This window comes from Acinetobacter sp. YH12076 (genome assembly GCF_013419525.1).
Classification (GTDB): domain Bacteria; phylum Pseudomonadota; class Gammaproteobacteria; order Pseudomonadales; family Moraxellaceae; genus Acinetobacter; species Acinetobacter amyesii.
Genome location: NZ_VOZY01000003.1, coordinates 271,002 through 294,741, shown reverse-complemented (window position 1 = coordinate 294,741; position 23,740 = coordinate 271,002). Strand labels below are relative to the sequence as shown.

At 42.6% G+C, this 23,740-nt stretch carries 21 protein-coding genes and 1 pseudogene; 14 read left to right on the top strand and 8 right to left on the bottom strand.

Translation table 11 applies throughout. The annotated features are described in order from the left end of the window. The 4 genes and pseudogenes from FTU22_RS04465 to FTU22_RS04450 form a co-directional block, all read left to right on the top strand. A pseudogene (locus tag FTU22_RS04465) lies at positions 1-200 on the top strand (IS5/IS1182 family transposase); the annotation flags it as partial. 22 nt (positions 201-222) lie between these two features. Next, complete coding sequence (locus FTU22_RS04460; RefSeq protein ID WP_218954996.1) at positions 223-1,026, top strand: M48 family metallopeptidase; 804 nt, start codon at positions 223-225, stop codon at positions 1,024-1,026. A 229-nt stretch (positions 1,027-1,255) separates the two neighbouring features. Then, positions 1,256-3,667 (top strand): YgiQ family radical SAM protein, encoded by a 2,412-nt coding sequence (locus FTU22_RS04455; protein ID WP_180093187.1) that lies wholly within the window; start codon positions 1,256-1,258, stop codon positions 3,665-3,667. A 434-nt stretch (positions 3,668-4,101) separates the two neighbouring features. Further along, positions 4,102-4,644: a DUF2726 domain-containing protein gene (locus tag FTU22_RS04450; RefSeq protein ID WP_078189487.1), complete on the top strand. Its 543-nt coding sequence runs from the start codon at positions 4,102-4,104 to the stop codon at positions 4,642-4,644. A 62-nt stretch (positions 4,645-4,706) separates the two neighbouring features. Here FTU22_RS04450 and FTU22_RS04445 read toward each other — a convergent pair whose 3' ends face one another. The 6 genes from FTU22_RS04445 to mdtD form a co-directional block, all read right to left on the bottom strand. Then, the gene (locus FTU22_RS04445) at positions 4,707-5,063 is read right to left on the bottom strand and encodes a RidA family protein (protein WP_180093186.1); all 357 of its coding nucleotides are present in this window, start codon (positions 5,061-5,063) and stop codon (positions 4,707-4,709) included. A 29-nt stretch (positions 5,064-5,092) separates the two neighbouring features. Continuing rightward, positions 5,093-6,409 (bottom strand): shikimate transporter, encoded by a 1,317-nt coding sequence (gene shiA / locus FTU22_RS04440; protein WP_180093213.1) that lies wholly within the window; start codon positions 6,407-6,409, stop codon positions 5,093-5,095. 234 nt (positions 6,410-6,643) lie between these two features. Continuing rightward, positions 6,644-7,699: a DNA polymerase IV gene (dinB, locus tag FTU22_RS04435; protein ID WP_180093185.1), complete on the bottom strand. Its 1,056-nt coding sequence runs from the start codon at positions 7,697-7,699 to the stop codon at positions 6,644-6,646. Positions 7,700-7,762: 63 nt separating this feature from the next. Next, positions 7,763-8,776 (bottom strand): MBL fold metallo-hydrolase, encoded by a 1,014-nt coding sequence (locus FTU22_RS04430; protein WP_180093184.1) that lies wholly within the window; start codon positions 8,774-8,776, stop codon positions 7,763-7,765. A gap of 59 nt (positions 8,777-8,835) precedes the next feature. Then, on the bottom strand, positions 8,836-9,621 hold the full coding sequence (locus FTU22_RS04425; RefSeq protein WP_180093182.1) for a GH25 family lysozyme: 786 nt from the start codon (positions 9,619-9,621) through the stop codon (positions 8,836-8,838). Positions 9,622-9,698: 77 nt separating this feature from the next. After that, positions 9,699-11,090, bottom strand: a complete 1,392-nt coding sequence (gene mdtD / locus FTU22_RS04420; protein WP_180093180.1) for a multidrug transporter subunit MdtD — start codon at positions 11,088-11,090, stop codon at positions 9,699-9,701. 201 nt (positions 11,091-11,291) lie between these two features. Here mdtD and FTU22_RS04415 point away from each other — a divergent pair, with 201 nt between their 5' ends. Continuing rightward, entirely contained in the window at positions 11,292-11,429 is a 138-nt protein-coding gene (locus tag FTU22_RS04415; protein WP_180008096.1) for a hypothetical protein, read from the top strand. Between the two features lie 156 nt (positions 11,430-11,585). Next, positions 11,586-12,551, top strand: a complete 966-nt coding sequence (locus FTU22_RS04410) for a hypothetical protein (protein ID WP_078189479.1) — start codon at positions 11,586-11,588, stop codon at positions 12,549-12,551. A gap of 84 nt (positions 12,552-12,635) precedes the next feature. On the opposite strand, the gene FTU22_RS04405 is transcribed toward FTU22_RS04410, so the two are convergent. Beyond that, positions 12,636-13,256: a TIGR00730 family Rossman fold protein gene (locus tag FTU22_RS04405; protein WP_078192607.1), complete on the bottom strand. Its 621-nt coding sequence runs from the start codon at positions 13,254-13,256 to the stop codon at positions 12,636-12,638. Positions 13,257-13,576: 320 nt separating this feature from the next. Between FTU22_RS04405 and FTU22_RS04400 the strand changes: the two genes are divergently transcribed. The 6 genes from FTU22_RS04400 (at position 13,577) to FTU22_RS04375 (ending at position 22,126) form a co-directional block, all read left to right on the top strand. Next, the gene (locus FTU22_RS04400; RefSeq protein WP_180005207.1) at positions 13,577-15,148 is read left to right on the top strand and encodes a TerC family protein; all 1,572 of its coding nucleotides are present in this window, start codon (positions 13,577-13,579) and stop codon (positions 15,146-15,148) included. A 130-nt stretch (positions 15,149-15,278) separates the two neighbouring features. Next, on the top strand, positions 15,279-15,746 hold the full coding sequence (locus FTU22_RS04395; RefSeq protein ID WP_180093178.1) for a YchJ family protein: 468 nt from the start codon (positions 15,279-15,281) through the stop codon (positions 15,744-15,746). Between the two features lie 59 nt (positions 15,747-15,805). Next, a complete protein-coding gene (locus tag FTU22_RS04390; protein WP_078189475.1) occupies positions 15,806-16,450 on the top strand; it encodes a trimeric intracellular cation channel family protein in 645 nt (214 codons plus the stop codon). A 144-nt stretch (positions 16,451-16,594) separates the two neighbouring features. Further along, positions 16,595-17,914 carry an MFS transporter gene (locus FTU22_RS04385; RefSeq protein WP_078189474.1) on the top strand — a complete coding sequence of 440 codons (1,320 nt, stop codon included), beginning with the start codon at positions 16,595-16,597 and terminating at the stop codon, positions 17,912-17,914. A 163-nt stretch (positions 17,915-18,077) separates the two neighbouring features. Next, positions 18,078-20,297 (top strand): DNA topoisomerase IV subunit A, encoded by a 2,220-nt coding sequence (gene parC / locus FTU22_RS04380; protein ID WP_180093176.1) that lies wholly within the window; start codon positions 18,078-18,080, stop codon positions 20,295-20,297. Between the two features lie 149 nt (positions 20,298-20,446). Continuing rightward, complete coding sequence (locus FTU22_RS04375) at positions 20,447-22,126, top strand: long-chain-fatty-acid--CoA ligase (RefSeq protein WP_180024224.1); 1,680 nt, start codon at positions 20,447-20,449, stop codon at positions 22,124-22,126. A 58-nt stretch (positions 22,127-22,184) separates the two neighbouring features. Here FTU22_RS04375 and FTU22_RS04370 read toward each other — a convergent pair whose 3' ends face one another. After that, on the bottom strand, positions 22,185-22,574 hold the full coding sequence (locus FTU22_RS04370; RefSeq protein WP_078189471.1) for a hypothetical protein: 390 nt from the start codon (positions 22,572-22,574) through the stop codon (positions 22,185-22,187). 108 nt (positions 22,575-22,682) lie between these two features. Between FTU22_RS04370 and FTU22_RS04365 the strand changes: the two genes are divergently transcribed. Then, positions 22,683-23,081, top strand: a complete 399-nt coding sequence (locus FTU22_RS04365) for an MAPEG family protein (RefSeq protein ID WP_078189470.1) — start codon at positions 22,683-22,685, stop codon at positions 23,079-23,081. 114 nt (positions 23,082-23,195) lie between these two features. Then, positions 23,196-23,732 (top strand): inorganic diphosphatase, encoded by a 537-nt coding sequence (gene ppa / locus FTU22_RS04360; RefSeq protein ID WP_078189469.1) that lies wholly within the window; start codon positions 23,196-23,198, stop codon positions 23,730-23,732. Positions 23,733-23,740: the final 8 nt, after the last annotated feature.

Here is a 23,740-nt window from a genome sequence, read left to right as displayed (position 1 = left end):
TAGGCAGGACATTATGGAAAAAATGGTCAGGCTATCATCGCCGCAGTTTGGTGGAAACCAAGATGCATTGCATCAAATTATTAGGCGATAAATTAATGGCAAGAAGCTTTCCTAGTCAGGTGAATGAGATCCATGCACGTGTAGCAGTCCTTAACAGATTTACGGAATTAGGTCGCCCACTTACCCAAGTTACGCCTTAAATTTGGATCAATTAGGGGCGCTTTGCATTTCAAATCTTTGTGCAACAAAGCCGCAAATACCACGAATTTAGGGACAGCAGGTGCAGAACGTAAACAGTTTTTTATCGTTCCTCAAAAATTATTAACTAAACAGGCGGACAGATCTTATCAACAATTTATTCATCAGTCGAAAGACAAGCAACTTTTGATCATTGATCCGAAATTGGATCAAGTTTTAAATAAACTTAAGCAAAATGCGGAGTTTTACCGCCATGGTTCGAGTCAATGGGATTGGCAAGTCAGTGGGAATCTCAATAAAGATTTAAATGCACATGGTTTCCCGAGTGGGAAAATTGTCATTAACACGGGCTTGTATTGGAGTTTAAAGCTGACTGAAGATGAATTGGCATTTGTGATGGCGCATGAAATGGCACATGCTTTGCGTGATCATCATCGTGAGAAGATTTCCCTGCTGTTTGCAAGTCAGGTGGCGATGATTTCTTCAACTGCGGGTATCGGTGCGCTTGCAACGGCTGCCAGTAGTGTGACTGGGCAAGCTGTTTTTCTGCCTAAAGTTTCAAAATTTGAACTAGAAGCTGATGTTCTCGCACTTGATCTGATGTCGAAAGCGGGCTTTGATCCAAATGCAGCATTAAGTTTTTGGCATAAATATCAGCAGGAAACGACACGCCGTCAAATGCTTGATGTAAAACCATTAATGACTCAAGACAGTATAGATAAGCGTAAGATTTATATTGAAAAATATTTACCTGAAATGCACATCCAATTTCAACAGGCGCAGGCTTTAATGTTGAATAAAAATGCGATAACTCATGGCACATTCTAGGTTGATTTAAACTAAAGCAAAGTTACAAATGATTTATTTAAATCTTGTTTTATAGTCGTGCTACAGCACTATTACATCTGATGTCTATATAAAACAATTCAATGATTCTGTAGCTATTGTATAAATTATAATCAAGCATGATGAATGGAATTCATGGTAAAATGATCGGCTTTCATCTTCTTTGATCTTTTTTCAGATCATTCCATCTGCCAGCCGAGAATTGCTAGCCATGTCTACTGCTTATACTATGCAGACTGCGCCAAAAGCGTTGTTTGATTACGACAAATATTGGGCGTCTTGTTTTGACCCTGCGCCATTTTTGCCGATGTCACGCGAAGAAATGGATCAACTCGGTTGGGACAGCTGCGACTTTATTTTGGTTTGCGGTGATGCGTATATCGATCATCCGTCATTCTGTTCAGGTATCATCGGTCGAACCCTTGAAGCGCAGGGTTTCCGTGTCGGGATTATTGCTCAGCCAGACTGGACCAATGTAGAAGCCTTCCGTGTATTGGGTAAACCAAATATTGCTTGGGGCGTGACAGCCGGCAACATGGATTCGATGATCAACCGCTATACGGCTGACCGTAAAATCCGTTCGGATGATGCGTATTCTCCAGATAATCAACCGAATAAACGTCCAGACCGTGCAGCAACGGTATATTGCCAGCGTGTGCGTGAAGCTTATCCAGATGTGCCTGTATTATTGGGCGGTATTGAAGCCTCGCTGCGCCGTATTGCGCATTATGATTATTGGTCAGACAAAGTCCGCCGTTCAGTATTGATGGACTCGAAAGCCGACCTGTTGATGTATGGTAATGGTGAACGTTCAATCACGGAAATCATGCATCGTTTGGCCCGCGGTGAAAAAATCCAAGAGATTACGGATGTTCGCGGTACTGCATTTATTGTGAATAAAAATAACCGAGCTTCAAAAGCGAAGTTTGTTGAAATCGCATCAAATGATGTCGATGCGATTGGCCGTGTCGATCCGATCATTAACCCGTACGTGATGACTGAAGACCTTGAAGGCTGTGAAATCGAGAAAGGCAAAGACAGCGTTACGCAATATCAGGGCTTCCAAAAAGAGGCGGTAGCGAATCCGATTGTTCGTGAAGGCGATAATTTAGACGCCGACACGCAAATCGTGCAGCTGCAACCTGCATCAAAAGCCATTAAGCATAAATTGCCGCCGCGTGAATTGGCGGTGATTCGTTTGCCTGCCTATGAAGATGTGGCGAATGATCCTGTGCTGTATGCACATGCCAACCGTATTTTGCATTTGGAAACCAATCCGGGCAATGCGCGCGCGATGGTACAAAAGCATGGTGAACGTGATGTCTGGTTAAATCCACCACCGATTCCATTGACGACGGAAGAGATGGACTACGTGTTTGATTTACCCTATGCACGTCTGCCACATCCTGCGTATGGTGAAGCGCGTTTTCCTGCCTTTGACATGATTAAGTTCTCTGTGAACATTATGCGCGGCTGTTTTGGCGGCTGTACCTTCTGCTCAATTACAGAGCATGAAGGGCGTATCATCCAAAACCGTTCTGAAGAATCGATTTTGCGTGAAGTTGAAAAAATTCGTGATACCGCACCGGGCTTTACTGGGATCATTTCTGACTTAGGCGGCCCAACGGCCAATATGTACCGTTTGGCATGTAAAGATCCTGAGATTGAAAAGAACTGCCGTAAGCCGTCGTGTGTATTCCCAGGTGTATGTCAAAACTTGCACACCGATCATGCGCCTTTAACCCAGTTATACCGTAAAGCACGTTCATTGCCGGGGATTAAAAAGATTCTGATCGGTTCTGGTTTACGCTATGACCTTGCGGTGTTAAACCCAGAATATGTCAAAGAATTGGTGACACATCACGTTGGTGGTTACCTGAAGATTGCGCCTGAACATACCGAAAAAGGTCCATTATCGAAGATGATGAAACCGGGGATCGGGACCTATGACCGTTTCAAACAAATGTTTGATCGTTTCAGTAAGGAAGCAGGGAAAGAGCAGTATCTCATTCCTTACTTTATTGCAGCGCATCCGGGTACGACGGACTATGACATGATGAACTTGGCGATTTGGCTGAAGAAGAATGGTTTCCGTGCCGATCAGGTGCAAACCTTCTATCCATCACCAATGGCGACTGCAACGACCATGTATTACACCGGTAAAAACCCGCTGGCTAAAGTGGCGCGTTATACTGAAAATGTCGATATCGTGAAAGGTGAAAAACGTCGCCGTTTGCATAAAGCCTTCTTACGTTACCATGATCCAAATAACTGGCCATTGCTGCGTGAAGCGCTTAAAGAAATGGGGCGTCAGGATCTGATAGGGAACTCAAAACAGCATTTGATTCCGACGTATCAGCCTGCGGGTAGTGCTGAGGGCCAATACCAATCTGCACGTAAAAAGAACTCAAGCATTGCGGGTGATTCACAAAAACGTACAGGCGAACAAGGTAATCGGACGAAGGCTGCTCAATCGCGTCCTTCAAATACCAAGAAGCGTCCTGAGCGCGGTCAAATCTTGACGCAGCATACTGGTCTGCCGCCGCGTGAAACGGGTGATGCGAAAAAACCTTTTGGCGGTCCGAAACCCAAAGGAAAATCGAAGCCTAAATCACGCGCTTAAAATGATTAAATAAAAAAAGACACTTCGGTGTCTTTTTTTATGGGTGTTATGCTCGGCAGCATAAGACAGTTTGCATTTTTATATGCTGTTACAAGCTCAATGCCATATGTGTGTCGGTTATCTCAATGAAATACGAGCAAAATTTGACAGCTTATCGGAATTGTCTGACAGTGAGAGGAAATGCACTTGCTGTCGTTTTAGCGAATGATCTAAAGTATTTGTATATAGCAATGGATGCTATTACTCTGAACGAAGTGGCATGTGATGTTTAACGCTTTAAGTTTGCAACTTTTTGTCAGTTTAAATACGTATTGTGTGAAAGTTAGAGTTATTTTTTTTAATAGGAAATTAAAAAAATAATACTGGTTGTATACTTCGTCTTCATAAGAAGTATGTCAAAAATCAAAAATATAAGAAATATAAAGGATTATGAGATGACTATATACATAGTAATAGGGAGTATTTTACTCTTCTGTGTGCTCATAATGGCTTGGAAAAGTTTAGAAGGTGATTCTAAGCAACAAGATAGCGCATTGAAACAACGTGCTATTTTCAACATTAATGAGCAATTAACCTACACGCGTTTAAAAGAAATTTTGCCTAAGCATACGATCCTCGCGCATGTGTCTTTTGATGCACTGTTGACCACGAAATATTATCGTACGCGGAACAAGTATCGAAATATGGTGGCGGACTTTGTCGTCTTAGATGAACAGCATCAGATCTTGGCGATCGTCGCTTTAGATGATCCGATGGTGCTAAAACGGATGCAGCAGTCGCAATATCAAGATGCTTTGCTCGCTTTGGCAGGCTATCGGGTCATTCGTTATGATGATGTGCCTGAGTACGTTCAATTACGCGAAGATTTCTTAAATGAGCAGCGTGTACAAGCGCCATTTGTACCGGTTAATGATCTGAAAAAATATCATTTATATTCAGATTTGGAACGTAAAAAGATCAAAATTATTGGATCTTAGGGATTCAAAGAGCAAAATCTTTTGCAAAAAAAGCATGTCTTTATACATGCTTTTTTTAATGATTATTCAGGCTTAACGGCTACGACGGTTAATTCTACCAGTACACGCGGGTCGTATAATTTGGCTTCAACACAAGTTCTGGGTAATGCTTTAATGTCTGACACCCACGTATCCCATACCTCATTGAATGCGGCATAATCCTGTTCAATATCTTTAAGATAAATGGTCACTGACATAATGTGGCTTTTATCTGTACCGGCATCTGCAAGAAATTGATCAATGATCTCAAATGTTTGCTGTGTTTGTCCTTTGATGTCTAAATCAAGGTCTGTTGCCAATTGACCTGCCAAATGAACCAATTGACCAGAAATAGCGATTTCGGAAAAGCGTTTTGAAACATGCAGGCGTTGGATGGTCATGCGGAATATCCTGAAAGCAAAAAGAGCACTTAATCTTGAGTTTTAGGCATCGTAGCTGCAACTAAGGCCGTCAATAAACAGCCGACAGCAAGGTAGATTGCCACATAATGCCATGAACCATCACCCCAAATCACCAAAGCTGCTGCAATCATTGGGGTAAAGCCACCACCGATAATGCTAGCAACTTGATAGCCGACACCTGCGCCACTGTAGCGATAGGCGGTACCAAACAGTGAGGTGAAAATCGGTTGGTGTACACTCACCACCATATCATGGGCAATATTGGCAAGGAAAATCGCACCGACAATAATCAGCCAAGTATTTTGAGCATCAAGGGCCATAAAGAATGGAAAGGCAGAAAGCGCACCAATTAAGCCACCCAATACACACATCTTACGATGATCAAATCGATCTGCTAACCACGCAAAGAAGGGAATGCTGAAGCAGCTAATTGCACCAACCATTAAAGTGATATTAAGGAAGAACTGTTTGTCCATGCCCAATTGAGCGGTGGAATAATTCAGTGCAAAGTTCGTCACCAAATACATGGTGAGTAACTCGGTTAAGCGCAGCGCAATAATGTAGAAAAAGGCTTTGGGGTGTTGGCTAATCGCTTGCAGAATCGGTAATTTTTTTGGCGTTTGCTTAGCTTTGACCACATGGTCGACGAATTCTTGAGATTCGTCTTGATCACGTCGGATCCACATTGCGATAGCCAGCAAGACAATACTGGTAATAAAGGGAATTCGCCACGCCCAATCAGCAAAAGCATCTTCACCCAAAGTGGCAATAATCAAAGACACAGCGCCTGTTGCCAGAACGAGTCCGACGCCATAGCCAATTTGTACACCACTACTGTAAAAGGCTTTTTTGCCTTTCGGGGCATTTTCTACAGCCATCAGGGCAGCGCCGCCCCATTCACCACCGACAGCAAAACCCTGTATTGCCCGAAGTGTTACGAGCAGGATCGGGGCCCACCAACCGATGGCCGCAAAATTGGGTAATAAACCGATACCGACAGTCGAAATCCCCATCAGGATGACGGTGAGCACCAACATTTTTTTCCGACCCAGCTTGTCACCAAAATGTCCAAACACAATGCCGCCTAAGGGGCGGAACAGGAAGCCGATGCCAAAGGTCGCCAAGGCTGCCAAGGTTCCCATATTGTTGCCAATACTGGGGAAAAACTGATCTTTGAAAATGAGTGCGGCAACAATGCCATAAAGTAAAAAATCGTACCAATCGACTACGGCACCAATGAAGCTACTTAATGCGGCTTTACGCGCACGTTGTTCTTGATTTTGTGAAATATTTTGAGGATTTGGAGCAGATTTTGCAGAAGGCATACAGCGGGGTATTCCATGATTGACAACAGAGTTGCCCTGTAATATTCGGATTTGATCGTCACGCCAATCACAGGACAGCATGCTGAAAGTAAAGGTGATTTTCAGCATCTCAGCGCATACACGGATAATGTAGTGCGCTGATAGAGTACTCTAATTTTAGGCTTTGTGAATAGCAAATTGCTTTAAATTTGCTCTTCTGCCTAAATATTAAGCAAATACGATCTTCATGAAGTTTTAGAGCAGCGAAAGTTGTGCTTCTTGGTTTTGCGCACTTAATTGATAGACCCCTACGCCAATCAGACGAAATTGATCGTCCTCAGAAATATGCATTTCATGCAGTAATTGCTGCAATACCTGCGCAAGGTCTTCACGATGATTCAGTGACGTTTTAAAACTTTTACTGTGCTGTAGCACTTGGAAATTCTTCAGTTTTAATTTGGCCGATACACCGCGCGCGCTTAACTGCTTTTTTTCTAAACTAGACCAAACTTGGTCAATCAGTTTGGGCCAATAGGGCTGACATTGGTTCAGGGTGAGATCATCATCAAAAGTGGTTTCTTTGGAAATCTGCTGACGCTCGCGGCTAGATTGGACCGGTCGTTCATCAATCCCTTGTGCATACAGATAGAGTTGCCGTCCATATTTACCGAAATGATGAATCAGAACGGCTTCTTCAATTTGTTGTAAATCCCCCAATGTATTGAGTTGCATAGCTTTTAATTTTTTTTGAGTCACTTTTCCCACACCGGGTATTTTTTTCAGTGCCAAGTCATGGATGAAATGCAGAACTTGTGAAGGTTTGATAATACAAATGCCATTGGGTTTGTTCCAATCAGAAGCAACTTTAGCCAAAAATTTATTGGGCGCGACACCTGCGGAGGCAGTTAGACCAGTGCTTTGTAAAATCTCTGCCTGAATTCGCATAGCGACTTCGGTGGCGCTCGGAATGTGTTGTAAATTTTCTGTGACATCCAAATAAGCTTCATCTAAAGATAGCGGTTCAATCAGCGACGTATAGCGTTGAAAAATGGCATGAATTTGCGCCGAAACGGCACGATATTTTTCAAAATTAGGTTCGATCACCACGACCTGTGGGCAGAGTTTACGGGCCTGTGCCATCGACATCGCCGAGCGTAAACCAAACTCACGTGCGGGATAAGACGCGGCACAGATGACTGCACGAGGGTGATGTGAAGACACAACAACAGGAAGCTGCTTGAGTTCTGGACGTTCCCGCAGCTCTACTGATGCAAAAAATGCATCCATGTCGATATGTATGATTTTCCTCATACCTAGTTAGATCAGTGCCTAAAAATTGAATGTCAGTATCGCACAGTCAATCCAGCACTTTCCTCAATTTTTTAACTCGAACGACACAGGTTGACTGAGTAAAACCACCTTGGTGTTTTGAGCTGCTGCTGACTGTATCAATAGATTTAGGCTTTGATGGGTGTCATCGGCAAAGCGAGGCAAAAATTCGAGCTCTGGATTCAGTGGTTTGAAAAAATTATCCCAATGAATTGGAATCACGGTGCTGGGTTGAAGAGTCGCTAAGGTTTCTTTGAAATATTGCTGTTGAAACACTGTCGTTTGCTTGGAAAGCTGAGCGATGCCTAAAAATAAGGTATCGACTTTTAGTTTTTGCAACTGTTTGGGCACAGCACCTGTACTGGCTTTGACTAAACTGTAATGTGGCCCATGTTGGATGAGATAGTCATATGATCCACCTTCTTTAAACTGACTAAAATGTGCAGGGAGTTGCAGTGGCTGCGAAATTTCTTCCCCCAAATCATCATTAACGGCCGTTGGCGGAGTATGTTGCGAGGGGATGGCAGTAATGGTGAATTTACCGATTTGCATCGGTTGCCAAGCTTGAACTTCGTGTAGTTGTGATTCATTGATTGGCATTGCCCGTGCGATATTTAAGGTGCTTTTAGAGCCGACAATCATGGCCTTGGGGAGCTGGTGGGCCAACATTGGAATATCGAGCGCATGATCATAATGTGAATGAGTCACGAAAATAACACGTGTGAGTTTTAAGTCGTATTGGTCGATATAGCTTTTTAATAAAGGCTGATCACTTTGAATCTGAGTGAATATGGTCTGACTAAGCGATGGACGAGTAAAGAAGCCATCGATGAGGATTTGCTCTTGGCCATCGTCAAACAGTAAGGTCGAAACGCCAAAGAATTTGACGTGATAGGGTGTCGCTGAGTGAGTATCTGTAGTGCTTTGTGTGGGATGTTGATAATGCCACGTTTTAAACGCTGCCAAGGTCCCCGAAGGTTGGACCATATAAGCCAACATCCCGATGGCGAGGACTATAAAGACTGAAAATATAATAAGAAAAATTTTTAAAATACGCATCCTGCGACTCAGTTTTCATGGATTATTTGCTTCGATGTTGTCCTGAGTCGGTGAATAAATCAACGGGGTTTGATCGGGGAAACGCCATTTTTGTCTAAAAAATCAGTCCATGCATTGGCATCACCTGAAAATACATTTAAATCGACGGTGGTCGAGATGCCTTGAATTTTTCCTTGATTAGTATGTTGCCAAATCAGCCATTTCGGATTGTTTTTTAGATCGGGTGGGCCTTTATATTCGCGGACCCACAGCGGCGTCTGTTTAAACTCGCCAGCTAAGACAATATTATAAAAAGACTTCGAAGTATAAAAAATCGGTTGTTTGCCATAATGGCGGTGCAAGCGATCATGCATATAGCTGATTTCTTTGAGTAACTGCTCTTTGCTGTAGGTGTTAATGCAGTTGGTGTCATATTCCAAATCAATCACGGGAGGAAGGGCATCGGCTTTTTTCGGCACGGAAGCAATAAAATTTTCCGCCTGAATCTTGCCATCACGGCACAGACGGTAAAAATGATAGGCCCCAACTAAAAAGCCGTTTTCCCGTGCTTGTAACCAGTTATCTTGAAATTTCCGATCTTTAAAATCACCACCTTCTGTGGCTTTGAGATAAACGAATTGGTATTTTTTTGGTGAAATTTTTGACCATTGAATATCTTTTTGATGATGGGAAACATCAAAGCCTTTTACGGGATATTTTTCTGCAGATGCAGGGCGATGTGGCATCACGGCTGAATAACCTAATCCAGCCACCGCCAAGACGCCGCTGATAGCGCTGAGTGCAATAATTGGGCTGTATTTTTTGAGTGAACTTTTAGAGGTACGTGATTTGGCTTTTTTAGGCATGAAAATGTATCCAAGTATCCATTTTATCATAAGCCTTTAAGGGCTGATCTGTCATAGATTTGCCCGATGACACAGGTTTAGACATCCACATGTTTAGGAATCTGCCAAAAAATCGCTGCGGTAATCAGGTTAATGCAGCCGAGTAAAATCAAGGTGCTATGGAATGCCGTTTCGATTTGTGCAGGACCATAATAGGCCGTAAATACGTTGACTAAAGTCCCTGCCAAAGCCACACCGATACTCATCGACACCATCATAATCATCGACAAGAAACTGTTGCCACTGCTGGCATCTTGTTGGGGTAAATCTTTGAGGGTTAAGGTATTCATCGAAACGAATTGCAGCGAGTTTAAAATACCAAAAATAAAAAAGTGTAAGGCACGTAACCAAGTGGGGGTTTCAGCCGTAGAGAGTGCAAAACTGCAAATACAGGCACCGACCAAGAAGGTATTTACCAATAACACTTTGCGATAGCCAAAGCGTTGAATAATTTGACGAATAATCGGTTTTGATGCCAATGAACCGAGTACCGTCGGTATCATCAATAACCCTGTGATAAAGGGCTCAAAGCCAAAAGCCACTTGTAGCATTAAGGGAATCAAAAATGGCATGGCATTGCCGCCAAGGCGGGCAAAGAAGTTGCCGATAATGCCGATGGCATAGATCCGATTTTGAAATAATTTACTGCGAAACAGCGCATTGGCATGGGTATGTGCATGAAAGGCATAGATCAAACTAGCGATGATCCCCGCAGCGACCAAAAGCAGGCTCCACCATAGCGGCAGATGCGGGCTGGCAAAGTTTTCAATGCCTAATGATAAACCCACCATGGAGATGACCAATAAGAAAAAACCCATAAAGTCGAAGCGTTGTACGCTCGGTTCGGTCACATTGGGCATGGCTTTAAAGGTAATAAGTACCCCTAGCAGTCCCATTGGAATGTTAATTAAAAATATCCAATGCCATGTTGCGACTTCCACCATCCAACCGCCAAGGGTAGGACCAATTAAGGGCCCCATTAAACCAGCAAGGCTCATCAGACTCATGGCCGATAAAAACTGTGTCCGAGGAATTACTTTGAGCATTGCCAAACGCCCAACAGGTAGCAGTAATGCGCCACCTATGCCCTGAATTACCCGATAAACCAGCAGCTCATTCAGGCTATTGGCCATACCGCAGCCTAGTGATGCTAATGTAAAAATAATAATGGCTGTGAAATAGGTATTTCGTACACCAAAACGATCGGCCAACCAACCACTTAAGGGAATACACGCTGCGACAGACAAGACATAGGCCACGACCACACTATGCATTTGAAGCGGGTCTTCACCTAGACTTCTCGCCATCGCTGGGATTGCGGTATTGACGATGGTCGTATCCAGGCCTTGCATAAAAAAGCCAATAGAGACCAATAGCACTAGAAGTCTAAATTCGGGTTGTAAAGCCTGATGCGTTGGCGTGCTATTCATAAGTCAATAAAGCTGAGATTTTTAAACAGTTTAAATGAATATTGCCATTTGGATGTAGTAAAAGCTTTGCATAATTGAGCCAAAAAATTGCAAGAAAAATGCAATGAGAGTTTCATGCTCTATGCAACCTAATGTTTATAAATTGGTCATATTTTAATAAAAGACGAATGAAAACATGAAACTACAAGTTTCGGCACTGATGTGGTTAAACAAGGCGATGTGGGACCTGAAGGTCTGATTTTTATTGCGGCCAAAGATTCGCCCAATGCCCAACCTTTGTTGGTGGTTGGAAATGAAGTGAACGGTAGCACTGCGGTTTATCAGATTAAATTGAAATAATTTAATTTTAAATTGTTGTTTTATCTAAAATTTTTATTTTAATGTCGAGAAAAGCACGGCACAAAATTGTATGAACGCCAGATAAACTGTCATAATGCGCTCAAGTCCTTCATTTATTGGAGGGCTTTTTCTTTATGGCAAAGGTGTTTTGTTTTCATGACAATCGAAATTCTGATGGTCATAGGCTTCTGTCTCGCGGCCTATTCTATTGTCGGTAATGATGTGCCACAGACATTGGGAACCTTTATTTCATCCAATGCGCATCGCCCTTGGTGGCTGTTGTGGATCTATGTCAGCAGTATTCTAGCTATTGTATTGGTTTATGGTTGGTACAGTTCTGGCGTGGGGGATGCATCTTATGGTCGTTTAGAAACGATTCCATTTCCCGCAGAAGGGGTCACGTGGCTCTATATTGTGCCACCGATCTTACTGATCATTTTGACTCGCTACGGAATTCCGGTCAGCACCACATTCTTAGTGTTAACGATTTTCTCTCCGAGTAGTCTTGGGTCGATGTTAACTAAGTCGATGATGGGTTATGCGGTAGCTTTTGTTGTTGCGATTATTGTTTATCGATTTGTGATTAAAGGCATCTCGGTTTATTTCAGTAAAACACGTGATGAAACACCCTCGAATATTTGGGTGGGACTACAGTGGGTTTCGACGGCATTTTTATGGAGTCAGTGGCTGATTCAGGATTTGGCCAATATTTTTGTCTACGTCCCTCGTCAGGTGCCGCTGGAGTTCCTGATTTTTGCAATTGTGGTGTTTATCGTACTGCTTGGGATCATTTTGTACCAACGTGGCGGGGCGATTCAGGGCATTATCGACACCAAAACGGGTGTGGCTGATATCCGCTCGGCAACCATTATCGACTTTATGTATGCTTTGATTTTATTGGTGTTCAAAGAGTGGAGTAATATTCCAATGAGTACCACTTGGGTATTCTTGGGCTTACTTGCAGGACGTGAATTTGCTATGTCCATGCATTTACATGAAGTGAATAAATATCGAACTTCACGAAATGTCAGCAAAGATGCGATGAAGTTGATGCTTGGTTTACTGATGAGTATTTTCTTAGCGACAACCTTGCCATGGTTCTATCGTGTGGTGTCAGGTTAAGTCGACACGATCTTGATTTGAAGTAACATCGAGCAATAAAAAAAGGGGAATACTTTATTCCCCTTTTTGACATCTAAAATACAGTTAGACCACGAAATTTTTCGGGCAATCTAAATTTTTCAGTGCGCTAAAGATCTGCTTCGAAGAATTACATACGATCAGTTTGGCACGATGCTGCGGCGGCAAGAAACCTTCAGCAACCGCATGGTCTAATTGTGCAATTAGTGCATCATAGAAGCCATTGACGTTATAAAGCATCATCGGTTTTTGGTGTTGATTCAATTGTCCCCAAGTGGCGATTTCTAAAATTTCTTCGAATGTACCGAGACCACCGGGCAGGGCAACAAAGGCACTTGCACGTTCTGCCATCATGGCTTTACGCTCATGCATACTGCGCACGACGTGTAGTTCAGTCAAATGATTATGTGCAATTTCATAATCCAACATAAACTCAGGAATCACACCCACGGCTTCGCCGCCATGATCGACCACAGCGTCAGCGACTTGACCCATCAGGCCAATACTGGCGCCACCATAGACCAGACCAAAACCATGTTCAGCCAAGCCTTGCGCCAATGCAATGGCTTTTTCTTGATAAATTGGATTGTTACCAGAGCGGGAGCCGCAATACAGTGCGATTAAAGGTTGTGTTGTAGCAGGAGAAGGATTACCACGTTTTTCTGTCATTTTTAATCCGCTATTCATTACGTTTTAATTTTACCTTAGCATGTTATTTTTTATGACACTACATTGGCAGCTAAATATGACAATTTAATGTCATCACTGGGTTTAAATTCTTCCATACAGAGATTGTACTTTGGTAAAAAAGGGTGAATTTTTACCTTAACTTGCTATACTTAAAACTTCATTTCAAGCTAAAGAACCGTCATGGGTAGTGGTTGTTGTCACTCAGCACACATCAAAATATTAGAAAGAACGCCATTAAAAGCGTTTGCGCATGTCCAATGCATTTCATCTTCAAATCAGCATGATCTACGTGTGAATAACATTCAGGAGATACAATTATGATCTTTGAATGGATGTCCGATCCTTCTGCATGGGTGGGATTATTGACACTGGTGGTGCTTGAGATTGTTTTAGGTATCGATAACCTGGTTTTTATTGCGATTCTTGCGGAAAAATTACCGCCAGAACAGCGTAATACTGCACGGATTGTCGGCTTATTGCTTGCACTGTGTATGCGATTGGTCTTACTGGCCTCGATTGCATGGGTGGTGACTCTAACCAACCCACTGTTCCATATTTTCGACCATCCATTTTCCGGTCGAGATCTAATTTTACTGTTTGGTGGGGTGTTCTTACTGTTTAAAGGCACCATGGAACTGCGTGAACGTCTTGAAAACAAGCCCATGCTAAAGGAAGAAAATCCTGTGCATGCGACGTTTTGGATGGTGATTGTGCAGATTGTGGTGCTCGATGCCGTGTTCTCGCTCGATAGCGTGATTACCGCTGTCGGGATGGTGAAACACCTTTCTGTCATGATGATTGCGGTCATTATTGCTGTCGGCATTATGCTGTGGGCATCTAAACCACTGATGAACTTCGTGAACCGTCACCCAACGGTGGTGATTCTGTGCCTGTGCTTCTTAATGATGATCGGTTTCTCGCTCTTGGTCGAAGGCTTTGGTTTCCATATTCCAAAAGGTTACTTATACGCGGCCATTGGTTTCTCTGTCATGATTGAGTTCTTGAACCAAACCATGCGTCATAATCAGGAAAAAATGGTGACAACCACAGACTTACGTTATCGCACAGCCTCAGCAGTGATGCGTATGCTCGGTGGGAAAAATGTTGCAGACAATCAAAATGAAAATGAAGATGTGCTTGCAACACGTGCTTTTGCTGATGAAGTCTTTGATGAAGACAACGGGGTTTACCACAGTGTCATGGTACAAGGGGTACTGGGTTTATCTGAGCGTCCAGTAAAGTCCGTGATGACACCTCGTCCTGAACTGGAATGGATTGATTTAGATGAAGAACCTGAGGCGATTCGTGCTCAATTACTCAGTACCACGCATTCACGTTTAATTGTGGCACATGGTGAGCTTGACAATATTGCGGGTGCGGTACTGACTCATAAAGTCATGAATGACTATATTGAAACGGGCGTACTCGATTTTGAAAAACATCTCCGTGAGCCTGTGGTGGTGCATGAAAATGCTCAAGTTTTGATGGTGATGGAACAGCTACGTCAAGCGCCGTTGCAAATGGCCTTGGTGTTAAACGAATACGGTTCAATTGAAGGGATTGCAACACCGATCGATGTCTTAGAAGCGATTGCTGGTGAGTTCCCTGATGAAGATGAACCTGAGACGGCAGCAGAAAGCCTCGATGATGGTTCATTGTTACTCGATGGCTCAACTGACATTCGTCACGTGTCTTTATTGTTGGGTCGTGATTTGGTGGATGATGCCGAACAGTATTCGACACTGTCCGGATATATCTTATTCCATTTGGGTCGTTTACCGGCCAATGGTGAAAAATTCAAAGCGGATGAACACATTTTTGAAGTGGTCACGATGGATGGTCATAAGATTGAAAAAGTGCATGTCATTCCCATGCCAACTGAAGATTAAGTGGATGCCAAGAGAACATTCAGCTTAATCTATGTAGATCAGTATGGATTCACATGCTGCTGATGAAAATTGTGTGGAAAGATCCGTTAAAATAGCCTGCATTGTCAGGCTATTTTTTATGGAAACAAACATGTCACAAGTCCAATGTCCATGTGGCAAAGGTGAGTATGCTAGCTGTTGTCAGCCCTTACATACGGGGCGTGAAAATGCACAGAGCGCAGAGCAGTTGATGCGATCACGTTATAGTGCATTTGCACAACATGAGATTGATTATATTGTACAAACAACTGCACTTGGACAGCAGCAAGCCTTGGATGTGAGTGCCATTGCAGCGTGGAGTCAGGCCAATCAGTGGTTAAAGCTTGAAGTGGTACAGGCTCAAGAAAAGCTCGATAAAAACCATGCTCAAGTTGAATTTAAAGCCCATTATCACGATGGGCAGCAAGCGCAGGTACATCATGAAATTTCACACTTTGTGAAGTTCGAGCAGCGCTGGTATTTCCTTGATCCGACCACAGAGATGCAAATCACCATGAAGCAACCCTGTATTTGTGGTTCTGGACGAAAATTTAAACAATGTTGTGCGCAATTTTTATAACATTTGAGCAGATTTAGCTTAGAATAGCGCGCATCTCAACCCTCAGTGGAAGAAGGGCGATGTTACTTACCGTTATTTATATTATCGCAATTACGGCAGAAGCAATGACAGGTGCATTGTCTGCGGGTCGGCGGAGTATGGACTGGTTTGGGGTAACATTGATTGCCTGTGTCACGGCACTGGGGGGCGGTTCGGTTCGTGATGTGCTACTTGGGCATTATCCACTGACGTGGGTTAAGCATCCTGAATATCTCATGCTGACTTGCTTTGCTGCATTTGTCACCATCCTGATTGCAAAATGGATGCGTCATCTTCGTAATATCTTCTTGGTTCTCGATGCCCTTGGTCTCATTGGTTTTACCATTATTGGCTGTCAAATCGCTTTAGAAATGGGACATGGTTTTGTCGTTTCTGCGGTAGCAGGGGTGTTAACTGGGGTCTCTGGCGGTATTCTACGAGATATTCTATGTAACGATGTGCCGCTGGTGTTCCGTCGTGAACTTTATGCCAGTATTTCTTTTGTGTCCGTGATTTGTTATTGGCTCTGTATTGAGATTGGCTTATCGCTAGAATTGACCGTCATTGCGACGCTCATTTTCGGTTTCACCTTACGTCTGATCGCCATTTACTTTGGCTTAGAAATGCCTAAATTTATTTATAAAGATGATGATGATCAGTCAGTATCTTCAAAAGATTTGTCGTAACCGCGTTGCTATAACATGACATTAAAATGCTAAAAAGACGGATCAATGGTCGGTCTTTTGCATGGATCTATACTAAAAAACGCAAAATCATACATCCTGTTGGGAAAGCAGTGTTCATCCTTCCACCAGTTCAGAGATCTTGTTATGGACTTAGTCTCACGTATACAACGCTTACCCATCGGTAAGTTTCACTACACTTTACTTTGGGTTATTGGCCTTGGCTGGATGTTTGATGCCATGGATACGGGGCTCATTTCCTTCATCTTAGCGAAAATGGCTGAAGATTGGGCCATGACGCCAAATGATAAAAGTTGGGTGGTCTCGATTGGTTTTGTTGGGATGGCGATTGGTGCGGTGTTTTCTGGTGGACTAGCAGACCGCTTCGGCCGAAAAACAGTGTTTGCATGGACATTGGTGATTTATAGCTTAGCCACCGCTGCATGTGCGTTTGCACCTAATCTAACTTGGTTGTTGGTATTTCGTTTTATTGTCGGCTTAGGTTTAGGGGGGCAACTCCCAGTCGCGGTGACTTTGGTCAGTGAATATATTCCAGCGCATGTACGAGGACGTTTTATTGTCTTACTAGAAAGTTTTTGGGGACTGGGCTGGTTGGTTGCGGCGTTAGTATCACGCTTTATTATTCCTGATTTTGGTTGGCATGCGGCGTTCCTGATAGGCGGAATCCCTGCGTTATATGCGATCGTGATTTGGAAAATGGTGCCTGAATCGGTGCCTTATTTGATTAACCGTGGACGTTTTGATGAAGCACATGCATTGGTGAAAAAGATTGAAGCCAAATGTGGTGTAGAAGTTGTTGAAATCTTTGAAGTCAAACCGGTTGCAGAAAAGCACAATATCAGTTTTTCACAGTTGTGGTCAGGGATTTTTGCACGTCGTACTTTAATGCTGTGGCTCATTTGGTTCGGTATCGTCTTTTCTTATTACGGTATTTTTACATGGTTACCAAGCTTATTGGTCAAAGAAGGCTACACCATTGTTCAATCCTTTGAATATGTTTTGGTCATGATTTTGGCACAATTACCGGGTTATATTGCAGCTGCATGGTTGGTCGAAAAATTAGGTCGTAAAGCTACGTTGGCGGGCTTCATTGGGATGTGTGCCATTTCGGCATATTTCTTCGGTCAGTCTGGCAGTGTGACAGAGATTGTGATTTGGGGCTGTTTAATGTCCTTCTTTAATCTCGGTGCTTGGGGCGTACTTTATACCTATACACCAGAACAATACCCGGCCAATATTCGTGCCTTTGGTTCGGGCTGGGCGGGTGCCATTGGTCGGATCGGGGGCATTGCCGCGCCTTTTGCTGTGACACATATGATGGATATGGATCATGGTTTTAGCTATGTATTTATGATGTTTACTGCAGTCTTAATTGCCGTTGCCGTGGTGATTCTGGTTTTAGGTGAAGAAACCAAGGGCAAAACTTTAGAATCCATCGGTCTATAAAGACTGTTGAATTTTTAGTTGATCATGGTGAATAAAATGGATATTTTTACGCCATAAGACACAATTTGTCGCAGAGTGTTAGATCATCCCCTTGTATAGGGGACACCTGCGACATAGCATAAGAACCCAATAAAGAACGAACAATTTAGGATTACAGGTTGTTATGACAAGCCTTGCGCATCATGCGACAGAAAACCGTTCCGTAGCAGAATTTACCGAACAAGCATATCTCAACTACGCCATGTACGTGATTATGGATCGTGCATTGCCACATATCAGTGATGGTCTAAAACCCGTTCAGCGTCGTATCGTCTATGCGATGAGCGAACTCGGGTTAAAGCCAACGGGTAAGCCAAAAAAATCTGCACGTACGGTTGGTGATGTACTGGGTAAATACCATCCTCATGGTGACTCAGCTTGTTATGAAGCCATGGTCCTCATGGCGCAGCCGTTTAGTTATCGCTATCCATTTATTGAAGGTCAGGGAAACTGGGGTTCACCAGATGATCCGAAATCCTTCGCAGCGATGCGTTATACCGAAGCGAAATTGTCTGCGTATAGTGATTTATTACTGTCAGAGTTAGGACAAGGAACCTGTGATTGGCAGGATAACTTTGATGGTTCGATGAAAGAGCCAGTGAATTTACCGGCACGTGTTCCAAATATTTTACTCAACGGCACAACGGGTATTGCTGTGGGTATGGCAACGGATATTCCACCGCATAACTTACGTGAAGTGGTGAAGGGCACCATCGCCTTAATTCGCAATCCAAACTTAACCGATGAGAAAGTCGCAGAATATATTCCTGCACCTGATTTGCCTACACGTGCGGAAATTATTAGTTCTCCAGAAGAATTACTTAAAATTCAAACCACGGGTCGCGGTAGTTATCGAACTCGTGCTGTGTACAGTATTGAGAAAAATGAAATCGTGATTACGGAGTTACCGTATCAGGTTTCAGGTTCGAAAGTGATCACGCAGATTGCAGATCAAATGCAGGCGAAGAAGTTGCCATTGGTCACGGACTTACGTGATGAGTCAGATCATAAAAACCCAACACGTTTAGTGATCGTCCTGCGCTCGAATCGTATTGATGCTGAATCGGTGATGAGTCACCTATTTGCAACCACCGACTTAGAGTCGAGCTATCGTGTCAATATGAACATGATTGGCGCTGACGGTCGTCCGCAAGTGAAATCGATCCGCCGTATTTTGTTGGAATGGATCGAAATCCGTAAAAATACCGTGACACGTCGTTTGACTTATCATCTGAATAAAATTGAAAAACGGTTACATATACTTGCAGGCTTGATTATTGCCTATCTGAATATTGATGAAGTGATTCGAATTATTCGAGAAGAAGATCAGCCTAAACCTGTGTTAATGACGCATTTTAATATCGATGAAATTCAAGCCGAAGCCATTTTAGAACTCAAGTTACGTCATTTGGCAAAACTTGAAGAAATGGAAATGCGCCGTGAACAAGAAGAATTGGAAGCCAAAGCAGCCATTATTCGTGAACAATTGGCGAACCCTGAGTCATTAAAAGCATTGATCATTAATGAACTTAAAGAAGATGCGAAGAAATTTGGTGATGACCGCCGTTCTCCAATTGTGAAACGTGCAGAAGCCCATGCGATTAATGAACAAGATATGCTTCCTGCAGATCCTGTGACTGTGGTGTTGTCTGAAGCGGGTTGGATTCGCTCGGCGAAAGGTCATGAAGTCGATGCTGAGAACTTAAATTTCCGTGCAGGTGACCAATATCTCAGCCATGCGCAAGGTAAATCGAATCAACGTGTGTATGTATTAGATGATGCCGGTCGTAGCTATGCTTTGGGCATCAATACTTTACCATCCGCGCGTGGTTTAGGTGAGCCTCTGAGTTCTAAACTTGCACCTGCAAGTGGTGTCGGCTTTAAACAAGTGTTTATTGCTGAAGATGAAACAGAAGTCTTGGCGATGAGTAGTAAAGGCTATGGCTTTAAAACCCAAGCCAAAAACCTCGATACCAATGCAAAAGCAGGTAAAGCCTTCCTTACCTTATCTGAAGGCGCGGCGGTCATGAATTTAACGGCGATTGAGAATGCAACACATCTTGCACTCCTCAGTTCTGCGGGGCGTTTGCTGTTGGTTGAACTTGATGAATTACCAGTATTGAATAAGGGTAAAGGTAATAAATTGATACAACTTGAAGCAAAAGATCAAATAGTATCCATGACAACTTTGAATTTAGATGAAATAATTCAAGTGCTTGCAGGAAATCAACAATTAAAGCTTAAAGGCGACGATCTGCAAAAATATGTGGGTAAACGTGCATCGAAAGGCGTGTTGTTACCACGTGGATATCAAAAAGCAAATAAACTGTTCATTCAAAGATAATACTAGCATCCATGGAACGAAATACGTTATATATGCTGTTATTCGTGAAATGGATGCAATATTAAGCACAAACAAGTTAAATAATGACCGCTTAATATTGAAAAAAAACAGTTGGATTATTAAGGATTACGACAGGAGAATTGGGCGTTATGGAAAAGATTTGGTTCGCTGAATACCAAAAGACAGGGATTCCAGAAACTGTAGAATTACCCGCAGAAAATACCTCATTGGTCGATATTTTTGAGCGTAATTTTCAGAAGTTTGGCTCAAGAGATGCCTTTATCTTCATGGATAAAGTCTTAACTTTTAAAGAACTTGATGAAGCAAGCCGTAAATTTGCAACTTATTTGCAAAGCTTAGGTTTGGCTAAAGGTTCACGCGTTGCAGTTATGATGCCGAACGTTCTTCAATATCCTGTTGTCGCATTGGGTGTATTCCGCGCTGGCCTGGTATTGGTCAACGTGAATCCACTGTATACCTCTCGTGAACTTGAGCATCAATTAAATGACTCTGGTTCAGAGGCATTGGTTATCATTGAAAACTTTGCATCTGTTTACCAAGCGATTATTGGTAAAACCCCAGTAAAACACGTGATCGTGGCATCTGTGGGTGACATGCTTGGTACGCTGAAAGGTACATTGGTTAACTTTGTATTACGTTCAGTACGTAAACAAATTCCAGCTTGGAACATTCCAGGTCATATTCGCTTTAATGCAGCAATGTCTAAAGTGAGTGCAAACAATTACAAACGTCCAAACTTAACTCTAAGTGATACTGCAGTACTTCAATATACTGGTGGTACAACTGGCGTATCTAAAGGCGCAGAATTAACACATCGTAACCTTGTGTCAAACATGTTGCAGTGTGATGGTATTTTCCAAAGTAAATTTGGTCAGCAAGATGGTCAGCCAGATGATCGTATCTTCTGTGCATTACCGCTGTATCACATCTTTGCATTTATGGTGTGTGCACTTTACGGCATGTACAAAGGTCAGGCGAACGTATTGATTCCTAACCCGCGTGACCTACCTGCGGTAATGAAAGAATTACGTAAATACCAACCTTCATTCTTTCCAGCAGTGAACACTTTGTTTAATGCTTTGGTGAACAATGAAGAGTTCAAGCAACTTGACCACAGCAAGCTAAAAATGGCGATGGGTGGTGGTATGGCAGTACTTCCTTCGACTGCAGAAGCGTGGAAGAAAGTTACCGGTACCAATATCATCGAAGGTTATGGCTTATCAGAAACTTCACCTGTTGCAACTGCAAACCCTCCAGCATCAATGGAATTCAGCGGTACGATTGGTATTCCATTGCCACTGACTGAAGTTGCTATTTTAGATGATGATGGCAATGAAGTTGCTCAAGGTGAGCAAGGTGAAATTTCGATTCGTGGTCCTCAAGTCATGAAAGGCTATTGGAACCGTCCAGATGAAACTGCCAAAGTAATGACGGCGGACGGTTTCTTCCGTACAGGTGACATTGGTGTCATGGATCCACGCGGTTATGTGAAGATTGTAGACCGTAAAAAAGACATGATTTTGGTGTCTGGCTTCAACGTTTATCCTTCTGAAATTGAAGAAGTTGTTGCAAAACATCCAAAAGTACTAGAAGTTGCTGCGATTGGTGTTCCTGATGAAAAATCAGGTGAAGTACCTAAATTATTCGTTGTGAAAAAAGATCCATCTTTAACGACTGAAGAAGTTTTGGCATTCGCAAAAGAAAACTTAACTGGCTATAAACGCCCACGTTATGTTGAATTTATGGATGAATTACCAAAATCGAATGTTGGTAAGATTCTACGTAAAGATTTGCGTAAAACAGCATAATATAATGCATAAAAAAAGCGCCTTCGGGCGCTTTTTTTATCGCTTTTAATTTTGATCATTAAAGCTTGCCTTTATTCATCGACCAGCGATCAAAGTAGCGACGTCCTACACCAAAAACACCTAAGAAAATAAACATCGCGCCGAACTGACGACTAAAGCCAGATTGGTTATAGCTGCCATAGGTTAAAATATTGTCGACTAAACAATATAGTGCAATGACAATGACCCAATGCCAAAGGGGAAGTTGCTTGATGGAAACTGCATAGAATGCAATCCACATGATGACAAAGCTGAAAACAGTCGACCATACATTTAAGTTGGCACAGATCACAGCAAGTAAAAATGCAGTCACAGGAATGACAATTTTTAAAACACGATCGACGCGAAGCTGATGGCGTTTTTGCTCTTCAAGAACTTCAAATAATTGATCTTGATCAGAAGTACTCATAGAGGATCCTTTCATCTGCCGATTATAAAAACACTATATTTAACAAAAATTATTCACGAAATGCCATGGTATTATAGCAGCCATAAAAATCTTCCTGAGAAAAAACACATGCACAGCATCAGTGGGATCATCTATCTCATTTTGGCCGCTTGTTTATTGCCATATGTATTTACATTTATTGCGAAGCGAGCTGCAGGTTTTAAGTCGAGTGATAATCAAAATCCACGTGAAGTTTTAGCGCGCTCTACAGGATTGGCGAGCCGCGCACATGCAGTGCAGCAAAATAGTTTTGAAAGTTTACCTTTATTTATTGCGGCTATTCTAATGGCTGAATATATGGTGATTCATCAGCAATACATCATGACGTTTGGGATTGCCTATCTCGTTTTACGCGTTATTTATGGGCTATGTTATTTAGCGAATTGGGCAACTTTACGTTCAATCATTTGGACCTTGTCGATGTTATGCCCAATTTGCCTGATGTTATTGGTCATTAAATTAAGCTAAATGTTCAGCTTGATGATTAAATTATCAGCATGATCGCTAAAATCACAAAAAAAGCGATAAAACCGTTATAATTGTGCCGGATTAAAAGATTTAACTTGTTTAAAGAGTGATGCTATGAGCTACAGCAATATCCCAGCGGGTAAAGATGCACCAAACGACATCTATGTCATTATTGAAATTCCTGCAAATGCAGCACCAATCAAATACGAAATCGATAAAGATTCTGATGCGTTATTTGTAGACCGTTTCATGGGTACTGCAATGTTCTACCCAGCGAACTATGGTTATGTTCCAAATACATTATCTTTGGATGGTGACCCACTAGACGTACTTGTGGTAACTCCACATCCAGTAGAGCCAGGTTCTGTAATTCGTTGCCGTCCTGTTGGTAAATTGAACATGGAAGATGACGGTGGTGTTGACGCAAAACTCGTTGCGGTTCCACACGACAAATTGACTCCGCTTTATAAAGATGTTCAAGAATATACAGATCTTCCTGCATTATTGATCAATCAAATTGAACATTTCTTCCAACACTACAAAGACTTAGAGCCTGGTAAATGGGTTAAGTTAAGTGGTTGGGAAGGTGCTGATGTTGCGAAACAAGAAGTACTTAGCTCAATTGAAGCTTACAAAGCTGCGAACAAATAATATTGTTT